The sequence below is a fragment of the Flavobacterium sp. N502540 genome, assembly GCF_025947365.1.
Classification (GTDB): Bacteria; Bacteroidota; Bacteroidia; order Flavobacteriales; family Flavobacteriaceae; genus Flavobacterium.
Genome location: NZ_CP110012.1, coordinates 1,391,730 through 1,403,960, shown reverse-complemented (window position 1 = coordinate 1,403,960; position 12,231 = coordinate 1,391,730). Strand labels below are relative to the sequence as shown.

The 12,231-nt window shown below is 35.1% G+C and carries 12 protein-coding genes; 7 read left to right on the top strand and 5 right to left on the bottom strand.

The features are described from left to right. Positions 1 to 163: 163 nt before the first annotated feature. Both lepA and OLM58_RS06325 read right to left on the bottom strand, forming a co-directional pair. A complete protein-coding gene (gene lepA / locus OLM58_RS06330) occupies positions 164 to 1,960 on the bottom strand; it encodes a translation elongation factor 4 (RefSeq protein WP_264531630.1) in 1,797 nt (598 codons plus the stop codon). A gap of 316 nt (positions 1,961 to 2,276) precedes the next feature. Then, on the bottom strand, positions 2,277 to 2,816 hold the full coding sequence (locus OLM58_RS06325; protein WP_264531629.1) for a CvpA family protein: 540 nt from the start codon (positions 2,814 to 2,816) through the stop codon (positions 2,277 to 2,279). 56 nt (positions 2,817 to 2,872) lie between these two features. Between OLM58_RS06325 and OLM58_RS06320 the strand changes: the two genes are divergently transcribed. From OLM58_RS06320 to OLM58_RS06305, 4 genes are all read left to right on the top strand, one after another. Further along, positions 2,873 to 3,670 carry a hypothetical protein gene (locus OLM58_RS06320; RefSeq protein ID WP_264531628.1) on the top strand — a complete coding sequence of 266 codons (798 nt, stop codon included), beginning with the start codon at positions 2,873 to 2,875 and terminating at the stop codon, positions 3,668 to 3,670. Positions 3,671 to 3,853: 183 nt separating this feature from the next. Next, the gene (locus OLM58_RS06315; protein WP_264525631.1) at positions 3,854 to 4,210 is read left to right on the top strand and encodes a hypothetical protein; all 357 of its coding nucleotides are present in this window, start codon (positions 3,854 to 3,856) and stop codon (positions 4,208 to 4,210) included. Positions 4,211 to 4,318: 108 nt separating this feature from the next. Continuing rightward, on the top strand, positions 4,319 to 5,338 hold the full coding sequence (gene pheS, locus OLM58_RS06310) for a phenylalanine--tRNA ligase subunit alpha (RefSeq protein WP_264531627.1): 1,020 nt from the start codon (positions 4,319 to 4,321) through the stop codon (positions 5,336 to 5,338). An 80-nt stretch (positions 5,339 to 5,418) separates the two neighbouring features. Continuing rightward, positions 5,419 to 5,826, top strand: a complete 408-nt coding sequence (locus tag OLM58_RS06305) for a hypothetical protein (RefSeq protein WP_264531626.1) — start codon at positions 5,419 to 5,421, stop codon at positions 5,824 to 5,826. 285 nt (positions 5,827 to 6,111) lie between these two features. Here OLM58_RS06305 and OLM58_RS06300 read toward each other — a convergent pair whose 3' ends face one another. From OLM58_RS06300 to OLM58_RS06290, 3 genes are all read right to left on the bottom strand, one after another. After that, on the bottom strand, positions 6,112 to 7,107 hold the full coding sequence (locus OLM58_RS06300) for an NAD(P)H-dependent glycerol-3-phosphate dehydrogenase (RefSeq protein ID WP_017497416.1): 996 nt from the start codon (positions 7,105 to 7,107) through the stop codon (positions 6,112 to 6,114). 328 nt (positions 7,108 to 7,435) lie between these two features. After that, positions 7,436 to 8,593 (bottom strand): iron-containing alcohol dehydrogenase, encoded by a 1,158-nt coding sequence (locus OLM58_RS06295; protein WP_264531625.1) that lies wholly within the window; start codon positions 8,591 to 8,593, stop codon positions 7,436 to 7,438. 613 nt (positions 8,594 to 9,206) lie between these two features. Beyond that, positions 9,207 to 9,971 (bottom strand): type 1 glutamine amidotransferase domain-containing protein, encoded by a 765-nt coding sequence (locus tag OLM58_RS06290; RefSeq protein ID WP_264531624.1) that lies wholly within the window; start codon positions 9,969 to 9,971, stop codon positions 9,207 to 9,209. Positions 9,972 to 10,056: 85 nt separating this feature from the next. Here OLM58_RS06290 and OLM58_RS06285 point away from each other — a divergent pair, with 85 nt between their 5' ends. From OLM58_RS06285 to OLM58_RS06275, 3 genes are all read left to right on the top strand, one after another. After that, complete coding sequence (locus OLM58_RS06285) at positions 10,057 to 10,962, top strand: LysR family transcriptional regulator (protein ID WP_264531623.1); 906 nt, start codon at positions 10,057 to 10,059, stop codon at positions 10,960 to 10,962. Positions 10,963 to 11,029: 67 nt separating this feature from the next. Next, on the top strand, positions 11,030 to 11,386 hold the full coding sequence (locus OLM58_RS06280; protein WP_264531622.1) for a PKD domain-containing protein: 357 nt from the start codon (positions 11,030 to 11,032) through the stop codon (positions 11,384 to 11,386). A 114-nt stretch (positions 11,387 to 11,500) separates the two neighbouring features. Next, complete coding sequence (locus OLM58_RS06275) at positions 11,501 to 12,193, top strand: NUDIX hydrolase (protein ID WP_264531621.1); 693 nt, start codon at positions 11,501 to 11,503, stop codon at positions 12,191 to 12,193. Positions 12,194 to 12,231 lie beyond the last annotated feature (38 nt).

The window sequence follows — 12,231 nt, the reverse complement described above, 5'->3', positions numbered from 1 at the left end:
CCTTCGACTCCGCTCAGGGTGACATCGCGGTTGTCCGAAGTTTTTATTGACTTTGTTTTATTCCGAATGTACCGATAAATATATTAAAACTAAAAACCCAACAACTTTCGTCATTGGGTTAGTCTATATTCTTTGTTCTTTACTCTATTTTCTTAAAAAAAACTTAGTCGTTCAATTTCAAAACAGCCATAAACGCCTCTTGTGGAATCTCAACGTTTCCTACCTGACGCATACGTTTCTTACCTTTTTTCTGTTTTTCAAGAAGTTTACGTTTACGGGAAATATCTCCACCGTAACATTTTGCGGTAACGTCTTTACGAAGTGCTTTAATCGTTTCACGAGCGATAATCTTCGCACCAATCGCTGCCTGAATCGGAATGTCGAATTGTTGTCTTGGAATCAGTTCACGCAATTTCTCGGTCATTTTTTTACCGATATTGTAAGCGTTGTCTTCGTGAATCAAAGCCGAAAGTGCATCAACGGTCTGAGCGTTCAAAAGAACATCCAGTTTTACCAGTTTTGAAGTTCTCATTCCAATAGGAGAGTAGTCAAAAGAAGCATACCCTTTAGAAACTGTTTTCAAACGATCGTAAAAATCGAATACAATCTCTGCCAATGGCATGTCAAAATTCAACTCAACACGTTCTGTTGTTAGATACGTTTGATTGGTAATCTGACCACGCTTTTCGATACACAAACTCATTACGTTTCCAACGAAATCAGCTTTTGTGATGATAGTAGCTTTAATAAATGGCTCCTCAACTCTGTCTAGTTTTGAAGGTTCAGGTAAATCTGATGGATTGTTTACTACTAATGGCGTTTCCGGATTTTTTTTGGTGTAAGCCAAATACGAAACGTTAGGTACGGTAGTAATAACCGTCATATCGAACTCACGCTCTAAACGCTCCTGAATAATTTCCATATGAAGCATTCCTAAGAATCCGCAACGGAAACCAAAGCCTAAAGCAGCAGAACTTTCCGGAGCAAAAACTAATGAAGCATCGTTCAATTGTAATTTCTCCATAGAAGAACGTAAATCTTCATAATCTTCTGTGTCTACAGGGTAAATTCCGGCGAAAACCATTGGTTTTACATCTTCGAAACCTGTAATCATATTCGTAGTCGGCACTTTCGCATCAGTAATGGTGTCACCCACTTTTACTTCGCGTGCTTCTTTAATTCCTGAAATCAAATAACCAACATCTCCTGCAGAAACCACACTTTTAGGAACCTGGTTTAATTTTAAAGTTCCAATCTCGTCAGCAAAATATTCATTGTCCGTAGCCATGAATTTAATTTTTTGCCCTTTTTTGATTTCTCCGTTTACTACTCTAAAGATAACTTCAATACCACGGAACGGGTTGTAAACCGAGTCAAAAATCAAAGCCTGTAATGGTTCATCAGGATTTCCTTTTGGAGCCGGGATTTTTTCGATAATGGCTGCTAAGATATTCTCAACACCAAAACCGGTTTTTCCGGAAGCATGAATAATATCTTCTAATTTACATCCCAATAAATCGATAATATCATCGCTTACTTCTTCAGGATTGGCACTTGGTAAGTCTACTTTATTCAAAACCGGAATAATCTCAAGATCATTCTCTAAAGCCAGATATAAGTTAGAAATAGTTTGTGCCTGGATACTTTGAGCTGCATCAACAATCAAAAGAGCACCTTCGCAGGCTGCAATAGATCGAGAAACTTCATATGAAAAGTCGACGTGACCGGGAGTGTCAATTAAGTTTAAGATATATTCTTCTCCTTTGTAAGTGTATTCCATTTGAATGGCATGACTCTTAATGGTAATTCCACGCTCACGCTCCAGATCCATGTTGTCAAGCAATTGTGCTTTTTCTTCACGAGCTGTAACGGTTTGTGTAGCGCCCAATAAGCGATCTGCTAATGTACTTTTACCGTGGTCAATGTGTGCAATAATGCAAAAGTTACGTATCTTCTTCATTTTAATATGTCAATTCTCTAAACGAGTTTAAGTAATTTCCGGGTCTAAATTTGCACTGTAGCAATTGCCTTAGAGCATGTTAATAAACCGCAAAGATAGCGCAAAGTTTTGGATTCTGGAATGTTGATCTTCGATAGTTGAATAGGGAATTTTAAAATAGTTTTTAAAAGACTAAATAATACTGTAATTTTTCTTAATTCTTCCCTTTTTATTGACATAATTAAATTAATTATAGTCAACCTTTTTTAGGACAACTCAAAAAAAAACAAACCCGACAGGTTTCAAAAGCCTGTCGGGTTTAGCGTAATTAAAAGAATTATTCTTCTCTTGCTGTTTCTTTAGACGTTTCAGTATGATGTTCTTTAAATTCCCCGTACCATTTTTCGACAGAAGGATAAACAAAAGCGGCTACTTTTTTTACCGGATTGTAAAAAATAGAATGATCTAAGGTCTCCTTTTTGGCAAAAGTATTGTTGAAATTTATTTTTTCGAAAAGAGCAATAAAAATACTCAGGATCAGAATGGTTTTTAAGATTCTGAAAAAGCCACCACCTAATTTATTGGGTAATCCCAAAAAGGCAAAATCAGCAATTCCGGTAAGGATTTTAGCTAAGAAATAAATACCAATTACCACTAAAATAAAAGTGAGAATAAAAGCAGTGATTTGTATCGTATTAGGATTCCAGGAAACATGCTTCATGATCAGTTCTTTCATAAAGGAGGAGAATTTAATCGCAATATAGATTCCCAGCAATAAAGAGATAAACGAAGCGACTTCTACAAAAAGTCCGTTCTTAATTCCTTTATATAAACTAAATGCTAAAAGGGCAGCAACAATTATGTCAAAAAAACTCATGATCTTAACTTTGAAATGGATTATATATTTTTATTTTTGGCAAAAATAGATTAAAAATGAGAAAAAGCGTATTAATAAAAAGCCTTTGTATTTTGTGTGTTATTTTGTTTGTTTCCTGTGCAAATGAGGACGACGGCAAAGATACTATTCCTGTTGAAAAACCAGTTCTAATTAAAAAAATAACAGAAACTATTTATTATTCCGGGCAGTCAGACGTTAGCGTTTTGGATTTTGTCTATGAAAAGAATGTTTTGAAAACGGTTACGTCCAACAATAAAAATAGATCTGAGTTTGAATATAATGGCGATAAAATTAGTAAGGTGAATTATTTTAGGGATAATGTAGCAAGCGGTTTTACCACATTTTATTATAACGGAGATCTGTTAAGTTATACTTTGTCGGGTGAAAATCAGGATGAGAAAACGGAGTATTTTTATACAGGAGGAATACTTGCTTCACAAAAATCAGGCTACTTTAACGGAGGGAAATACATCGTTTTTCGCGAAGTGTCTTATACTTTTAATCAGGCTAAAAATGTGAGTCAGGAAAAAAGTAAAGAATCTATGTTCGGTTCTGAGACGAATTCAAAAAGTAATTATTTTTATGATGATAAAAACCATCCGATGAAATTTATGAATAAATATTATCGACTTGCTTTTGTCCTTGAAGGATTTGATGGAAAATCAGTTAATAATTTAGTGTCGTCGGAATATTTTTATCCCGTTACAAGTGAGAACCCGGGTTATAAAAATTATGAGATCGTTTATAATAATGATAATTTTCCAATTGAAATAAAGAAAATTTCTAAAAGCAGCAATGCCGTAATCTCAAAAACGGTTATCGAATACCAATAGAAAGTGATAGATTTGAATTTTTAGTACTGTGAAGTTTCTATAATTATTTATTTTTAGCAAGATTGGATTTCAAGTCCGTATCTTTGCAAATCAAAATTTAGGCTTAAGATTGTAATTCTGCCCCCTTCAGAATTGAGTTTTGTAACAATCTAAGATCTAAAATCAAGAATCTAAAATCATACAATGTCCAGAGATACACAACTAAAAGAGCGATGGGAAAAGCTCGTCGATATATTGTCTAATCAATTTTCGCAAGGAGAAGATTTAGATTTAGACGCCATAATTTATCTGATCGGAGTTCAGGAACTTGGAAAAGTACACCGTGAATTCAAAAAAGATGAAAAATTAAACCTGATGCATATCGCTATTTGTCGATTATTAGAACCTTACGGGTTTTATGAATTTGACTTTTTTGATGCCGATGGATGGCCACATTATAAAGTAAAAGAAGAATTACCGTCACTAAAAGCGGGAGAACAATCGGTTTTGATGAAAGAAGCCATTGTGAATTATTTTTTAGAAAGAGAACTGATTGATTAGAATTTAGTCTCAGTCTCAGTTTTCAGTCTCAATTGGACTGAAAACTGAGACTGAGACTGTATACTTTAAACTAAAATTATGTAAATTTGCACCTTCAAAGCAAGACTGATGATAGACAAGATAAAAGAACATATAGAGGAAGCAAAAGCCTTTAATGATAAAAATAAAGAATCTTTAGAGCAATTCCGTATTAAGTATTTAGGGAGTAAAGGTTTGTTGAAAGAGCTTTTTACAGAGTTCAAGAATATTCCAAACGATCAGAAGAAAGATTTCGGACAAGTAATCAATACTTTGAAAGCTGTTGCTGAAGAAAAAGTAAGAGTTATTCAGGAAGAGCTGGAAAGCAAGCAGGAAGTAAAAGGAGTTTTTGGCGATTTAACTCGTGCGGCCGAACCGGTAATTATTGGTTCACGTCACCCGATTTCAATCGTTAAAAATCAGATTATTGATATTTTTGCGAACATTGGTTTCAACGTTTCTGAAGGTCCGGAAATCGAAGACGACTGGCATAATTTCACCGCTTTGAACTTACCGGAATACCATCCGGCACGTGATATGCAGGATACTTTTTTCATTCAGACTAATCCTGATGTGTTGTTGCGTACACATACGTCATCTGTTCAGGTGCGTTATATGGAAAATCATAAACCGCCAATTCGTACTATTTCTCCGGGACGTGTGTTTCGTAACGAAGCGATTTCGTCTCGCTCACACTGTATATTCCATCAGGTAGAAGGTTTGTATATCGACAAAGAGGTATCGTTTGCCGATTTGAAACAGACTTTGCTTTATTTCACTAAAGAAATGTTCGGAAAATCGAAGATTCGTTTGCGTCCGTCTTATTTCCCATTTACTGAACCAAGTGCCGAAATTGATATTTATTGGGGTTTAAAAACCGAAACGGATTACCGTATCACTAAAGGAACTGGCTGGTTGGAAATTGGAGGTTGTGGAATGGTAGATCCAAATGTTTTGAAAAATTGTGACATCAATCCTGATGAATACAATGGTTTTGCTTTCGGAATGGGAGTAGAGCGTATTGCTATGTTACTGTATCAAATTGGTGATATTCGAATGTTTTACGAAAATGATATTCGTTTCTTAGAACAGTTCAAGGCCAATATTTAAAAATAAAGTTATTAGTAAATAGTGATTAGTGAGAAGCCTTCTTTCTAATCACTATTTACATTTTATGAATTACTAAGATTATGAAAAAAGATATAACAATTCCCGAAGTAGAAAACGTATTTCTTGCAGCAGTACAGGAATGGAGCGATGACTTTATGGAAAAAGTATGGTACGCTTACCTGGTAAACGACAGTGATTTTAACCTGGACAGCGTGATGGTAGTTTCAAAAGCATTTGGAACGATCGATGGCGAGATGAAAAAAACGTCTGTTTTACGTCATGCCTTTGTAGAAGTTCCTGCCGTTTCGGTTGTGAAAATAGAAATGGTTGAAAAGAGTTTACTGGTCCTGAACAACGAATTTATGGTAACGTTTTTCATTGGCAATACGTTGTACGATAAGAAATTTATTTTTAAATCGAACGTGATCAACGAAAATGAAACTGAAGAAGTGCCTATTCTGTTCGTTGAAGGAATTATGGTGAAGTAGGTAGAGTGGAGTGCAGATTTGTAGAAGCAAGAAGCAAGAATATAGAGCAAAGAAGCAAGAGTAAAGACGCAAGATTATAGAGAATAGAATATAGAGTAAAGACTATAGAAGCTTGAAGCAAGAGTTTAGATTTCTTTATATTAAAATAAAAAAGAGTCAAGATGAATTTTTAATTCTGTCCTGACTCTTTTTTTATCTGCTAAAACAAGGTTGCAATTTATAGTCTTTACTCTATAATCTTGTTTCTTGGCTCTTGCCTCTATAATCTACCTTCTCTAAAAAAACTTAATCCAAAGACTCCGTTAATTTCTTGAAAACCGATTTTGCATCTTTTCCTTCGTATAAAACAGCGTAAACAGCATCAATAATTGGCGTTTTTGCACCATAGCCCTGATTTAGCTTATAAGCGCTTTTAGTGGCATAATAACCTTCGGCCACCATACTCATCTCCATCATCGCACTTTTTACCGTATAGCCTTTACCAATCATGTTTCCGAACATTCTGTTTCTCGAGAACACAGAATAACCGGTAACCAATAAATCGCCTAAATAAGCGGAGTCATTGATGTTACGTTTCATTTTATGAACTTTGCGGATAAATTTCTTCATCTCGCGAATTCCGTTACTCATCATAACCGATTGAAAGTTATCTCCATAACCTAGTCCGTGAGCAATTCCGGCTGCAATAGCATAGATGTTTTTAAGCATTGCTGCATACTCAGTACCAATAATATCATCAGAGATTTTGGCTTTGATATAATTTCCGGATAAATGTTTTGCTACGATTGAAGCTTTTTCAGGATCCCCGCAGGCAATTGTTAAATAAGAAAGTCTTTCTAATGCTACTTCTTCAGCATGACAAGGACCTGTAATTACACCGATATTGTAGTACGGAATGTCGTATTGAATGTGAAAATGTTCTCCAACAATCAAACTTGTTTCAGGAACGATTCCTTTAATCGCAGAAAAGATAATTTTATCAGACAATGAAACCGTCAAATTTTTCAATTCACCATCTAAAAATGCAGAAGGAATTGCAAAAATCACATAATCTGCATAAGCGACTGCTTCATTAATATTATTGGTCAGTTTAAGTTTTGCCGTATCAAATTCAACCGAACTTAAGTAATTCGGATTGTGTTTGTATTTCTGAATGTGTTCGATAGCAGCATCATTACGCATGTACCAGGCAATTTCTGAAAGATTTACACATAACATCTTTGCAATTGCCGTTGCCCAGCTTCCTCCTCCAATTACTGCAAATTTTAAATTTTCGCTCATTATTTTAATAATTTAAAGCAAAAGTACTTAATAATGTAGTAATAATACAAAATCTCGTTTAAGAAATTTGGAAAACCTCTTTAAATACAATGGTTTCCAGAGGATTTAAATTGAAATAGAAAATATTTTAACGATTATACAATAAAAAGGCAATCCGTACGTTGTAACTATTTATAAATTAGAATTTAATGAGTTTAGCAAGAATTGAGTTAGTTAATTTTGTTTTAGTATTGTAAAAAGGCGTTCCCATAAAATGAGAACGCCTTTTTTGTAAAACTCCAAATGAACTTAAAATTGGAATTTGGATTTTTTATTTAGAATCTACGCCTTAGTAGCTCATTTCAACAATCGATTTTACTTTGTCTAAAGTAATTAGTTGTTTTTCACCCAAACCTTTCCAGCCTCTTTCATTAAATCGGTTTACAATAAAATCGGCCGTTTTGTTATAATCGTTTGTGTATTGCGAAAGTTTGGTATCCATTCCCATAGTATGAAAAAATGCTACAGTTTGATTGATTGCTTCTTTTGCCACTTCATCGTCAGAGCCTGTTAAATTGAAAATTCTTCTGCCGTATTGGGCAAGTTTTTCTTTTTTGGTCTCAAACATCGTTTGGTATAAACTAGGTCCGATAATAGCCAAAGTTCTGGCATGATCAATTCCGTATAAAGCCGTTAGTTCGTGGCCGATCATGTGAGTTGCCCAGTCCGAAGGAACTCCTTTTTGAATGAGGCCGTTTAAGGCCATAGTACAGCTCCACATAAAATTAGAAGCCAAAGCATAATCGGTTGGATTTTCAACTACTTTTGGACCAACTTCAATTAACGTCTGTAAAATTCCTTCAGCAATACGGTCTTGTAAATAACCTTCGTGCGGATAAGTCAGGTATTGCTCCATTACGTGTGTATAAGCATCCACAACACCATTTTGTAATTGTCTTTTTGGTAACGAAGCAATTACAGTTGGATCACAAATTGAAAATTTAGGGAAAAGAGCACTTCCGCCAAAAGCCAGTTTTTCCTGAGTTGCCTCAATAGTGACAACCGCTCCCGAATTCATTTCGCTTCCTGTTGCTGGTAAAGTCAAAACAGTTCCGAAAGGCATAGCATTTTCTTTAATGAGTAATCGTTTTTGCAAAATGTCAATCGGATTTCCGTCGAAATTTACCGCTGCAGAAATGAATTTTACACCATCAATTACAGAACCACCACCAACAGCTAAGATGAAGTCAATTTTTTCAGCCTTAATAACAGCAACCGCTTTCATCAAAGTTTCAAAATGTGGATTGGGTTCGATTCCGCCAAATTCTACAATATCGAAACCTTTTAAGTTTTGAATCACCTGTTCGTGAATTCTGTTTTTAAAAATACTTCCGCCGCCATAAGCCAGTAAGATTTTGGCATCTTTGGGTATTAAAGCCGAAAGTTTTTCAATTTGTCCTTTTCCGAAAATTAAATTTGTCGGATTGTATAATTCAAAGTTTAGCATTTTTTTTAAGTTTATAAGCTGCTGAGATGCTGAGGTTCTAAGTTTTTTCTTAGATTCTTAAAATCTCAATGCCTTAGCATCTTTCATTATAGTAATTGTTTTATTTTAATGTTTCTAAGTTCTGTTGCTTAGAATCTTACTGTCTTAGCACCTCAGTACCTTTATTTCTTCAATTGCTGCAATAATTTACCGGCTACTAATTTAGACGAAGCAGGATTTTGTCCGGTGATTTTTTAAGTTTCTAAGATGCTGAGGTTCTAAGTTTTTTTAGATTCTTAAAATCTCAATGTCTCAGCATCTTTCATTATAGTAATTGTTTTATTTTAATGTTTCTAAGTTCTGTTGCTTAGAATCTTAGTGTCTTAGCACCTCAGTACCTTTATTTCTTCAATTGCTGCAATAATTTAGCGGCTACTAATTTAGACGAAGCAGGATTTTGTCCGGTGATTTTTTAAGTTTCTAAGATGCTGAGGTGCTAAGGTTCTAAGTTTTTTTAGATTCTTAAAATCTCAATGTCTCAGCATCTTTCATTATAGTAATTGTTTTATTTTAATGTTTCTAAGTTCTGTTGCTTAGAATCTCAGAATCTTAGTTTCTTAGCACCTCAGTAACTTTATTTCTTCAATTGCTGCAATAATTTTCCGGCTACTAATTTAGACGAAGCAGGGTTTTGCCCCGTGATTAAAAGGCCATCTTCTACAGCATACGGCTGCCAGTTGGCTGCTTTCGAAAAGGTAGCACCATTTTTTGTCAAAGCATCTTCCAATAAGAACGGTACTACTTTGGTTAAACCCACTGCTTCCTCTTCGGCATTTGTAAAACCGGTTACTTTTTTGCCTTTTACTAGAAACTCTCCTTTAACTTTTACATTTTTTAAGACCGCCGGAGCGTGACAAACAAAAGCAACAGGCTTTTTATGGGTGTAGAAAGATTCAATTAAAGCAATGGAACTTTTATCCTCTACCAAATCCCAAAGCGGACCATGACCTCCAGGGTAAAACACAGCATCATAATCTTTCTGGTTGATAGTCGAAAGTTTATGGGTATGTTTTAACTTCTCTTGCAAAGTTTTATCAGCGTCAAAACGTTTGGTGTCTTCAGTGGCCGATGCAGGGTCGGCACTTTTAGGATCAACTGGAGGCTGACCTCCCAGTGGAGAAGCAATTGTAATCTCGACGCCCTGATCTAATAATTCGTAATAAGGTGCAGCAAATTCTTCTGACCAAAATCCGGTTTTCTCTCCGGTATTTCCCAGTTTGTCGTTACTGGTCACAACAAATAGTACTTTTTTGGTACTTTTTTTTGTTGCTTTTTGCGCTATAGCTGAAGTACTAAAAGCACTAAAGGCTATAATCGTAAGTAAGGTTATCTTTTTCATAAGTTTAAATTTTGATCAAATTTACGGCTAAAGTGATATCAGTAAAAATAAAATAAACTATGTTTGTTATAAATATATTTATGTCATGGTGAATCTGGAGTGGTACAGAACCTTTAAGGCTGTATATAAAAACGGGAATTTTTCTATCGCTGCAAAAGAGTTATTTATGAGTCAGCCTGCGGTGAGCCAGCAAATCTCGATGCTGGAAGCACATGTTGGAAATAAATTGTTCAATCGAAAGTCAAAGGGCGTAGAACCAACGGAATACGCTAAGTTACTGAATAATTTAATCATAGATGCGCTGGATCGGCTTGAAAATGTAGAAAGCAGTTTTCGGGCAAAAGCTGAAGATGCCAATCGGCTAATTTCGGTCGGAATCTCCAAAAATCTTTTTAATTGTATTGGAAACCTATTGATTGCTAAGTTCGATTTGATCGATTTTACTTTTGCTGAAAACGATGTACTTTTTGAGTTAGTTGATGCTAAAAAGCTTGACTTTGCAATCACCACAAAAAGATTTGACACCTTTGATACGGTCTACGAAATTGTGGGGAAAATTAAGCTGATTATGGTGGCGCCAGTACGTTTGGATGGAACAGAATTTCGTCAGAAATTAAAATCAGATAATTATGCCGAAGTAGAGCAGTGGCTCAATGAACAAAAATGGTACAGTCACGATGCCAGAATTCCACATATAAAACTATTTTGGCTGCATGCTTTTAATAAAAAAAGGCCCTCTATGGTTCCGAACTATATTATTCCGTCTGAATCTGAAATGTTAAGGATGTTAGCGGACAATGAAGGGGTAGCGATAACCTGGAACTGCAATGCACGAAAATATATTAAAGAGAATAAATTGCAATTGTTATGGAATAGTTTTCACGTACCGGAGGAGTATGTGTATCTATTAACAGCTAAAAACAATAATTTGAATTCGTTTTTTGAAATTATCTCCAAAGAGTTAAAATTGTTTTTTGGTAACAGATTATGACAGAAATCATTGTTTTCTGTATTTGTAAAGAATAATTTTGGGAGATAAATTCTTAATATTTTTAAAAATGAAAAAGATCGTATCAATTTTAATGCTTGCCCTGGTATTTTATACGGCTAATTCCTGTACTAAACGTGATGAAGATGAGATCGCAGATTGCCTTACAGAAGCAATTTTTGTAAAACTACATAATTCAACTGATGCTACTAATCCTAAACTAATGAACTATTCTGTTGGATATAGCGGATCCGGAACTCTAATTGGTGTAAAGTGGACATTTGGAGATGGGACCACCGGAACTGGTAAAGATATTACGCATACCTATCCGGCAGCAGGAACTTATGAAGTTAGTGCAGAGGTTACTGTTGGGATAAATGGTTCAGAATGTACTTCTATCCCAAAGAGAACAGTAACAATAAACTAGAAGGCCGAAGGAAATAGAATATTGATGAGAGTCAATTTTATAATTTATTGCTGATGTGATAGATTATGAAATTGACTCTCATTCGTTATATTTGTGAGATAGGAGTTTTAAAATATGGAAAATTTTCAAAATATTCGAATTGCGGTTGATGCCATTGTGTTCGGATATAAGAACAACAGTTTGTATGTGCTTTTAATAGAGCAAAAGTTTGGGTCTGCCGATAAGTATTGGGCTTTGCCGGGTGGTTTAGTAAAACAGGACGAATCTTTGAGTGATGCTGTTATTAGGGAGCTGCACGAAGAGACCAATGTTCAGCTTACTTTTATGGAACAGCTGTATACTTTTGGAGATGATATCAACAGAGATTCCAGAAATCGTGTAATTTCTGTTGCCTATTATGCTTTAGTAGACGCTTCAAGTCTGGAAATTAAAGCGGATACCGATGCCGAACGAGTGCAATGGTTTAAAATAGATGAGATTCCCGATCTGGCATTCGATCATAATTTAATCGTAAAAACTGCATTGACAAGATTAAAAGCAAAACTGACTTACGAGCCGGTAGGTTTCGATTTACTTCCTCAGGAATTTCTGTTTTCTGATCTCGAGAATCTTTATTGTACGATATTAGAGAAGGAAATCGATCGACGAAATTTCCGAAAGAAGATACTCAGCTATGGATTTTTGGATCAAACAGACCATTTTTCACCTATAAAGAGCGGCCGCCCGGCTAAACTTTTTAGGTTTAACGATTTAAAATACAAAGAGTTAATTGATAGTGGTTTTCACTTCGAAATAAAGTTTGCGTAAATTTTACACAAAATAAATTGTTTAATAAATAAATCGCC

Coding starts and splice junctions, on each gene's coding strand:
- lepA (WP_264531630.1), bottom strand. CDS start 1,960: ATGAAGAAGATACGTAACTTTTGCATTATTGCACACATTGACCACGGT.
- OLM58_RS06325 (WP_264531629.1), bottom strand. CDS start 2,816: ATGAGTTTTTTTGACATAATTGTTGCTGCCCTTTTAGCATTTAGTTTA.
- OLM58_RS06320 (WP_264531628.1), top strand. CDS start 2,873: ATGAGAAAAAGCGTATTAATAAAAAGCCTTTGTATTTTGTGTGTTATT.
- OLM58_RS06315 (WP_264525631.1), top strand. CDS start 3,854: ATGTCCAGAGATACACAACTAAAAGAGCGATGGGAAAAGCTCGTCGAT.
- pheS (WP_264531627.1), top strand. CDS start 4,319: ATGATAGACAAGATAAAAGAACATATAGAGGAAGCAAAAGCCTTTAAT.
- OLM58_RS06305 (WP_264531626.1), top strand. CDS start 5,419: ATGAAAAAAGATATAACAATTCCCGAAGTAGAAAACGTATTTCTTGCA.
- OLM58_RS06300 (WP_017497416.1), bottom strand. CDS start 7,107: ATGAGCGAAAATTTAAAATTTGCAGTAATTGGAGGAGGAAGCTGGGCA.
- OLM58_RS06295 (WP_264531625.1), bottom strand. CDS start 8,593: ATGCTAAACTTTGAATTATACAATCCGACAAATTTAATTTTCGGAAAA.
- OLM58_RS06290 (WP_264531624.1), bottom strand. CDS start 9,971: ATGAAAAAGATAACCTTACTTACGATTATAGCCTTTAGTGCTTTTAGT.
- OLM58_RS06285 (WP_264531623.1), top strand. CDS start 10,057: ATGGTGAATCTGGAGTGGTACAGAACCTTTAAGGCTGTATATAAAAAC.
- OLM58_RS06280 (WP_264531622.1), top strand. CDS start 11,030: ATGAAAAAGATCGTATCAATTTTAATGCTTGCCCTGGTATTTTATACG.
- OLM58_RS06275 (WP_264531621.1), top strand. CDS start 11,501: ATGGAAAATTTTCAAAATATTCGAATTGCGGTTGATGCCATTGTGTTC.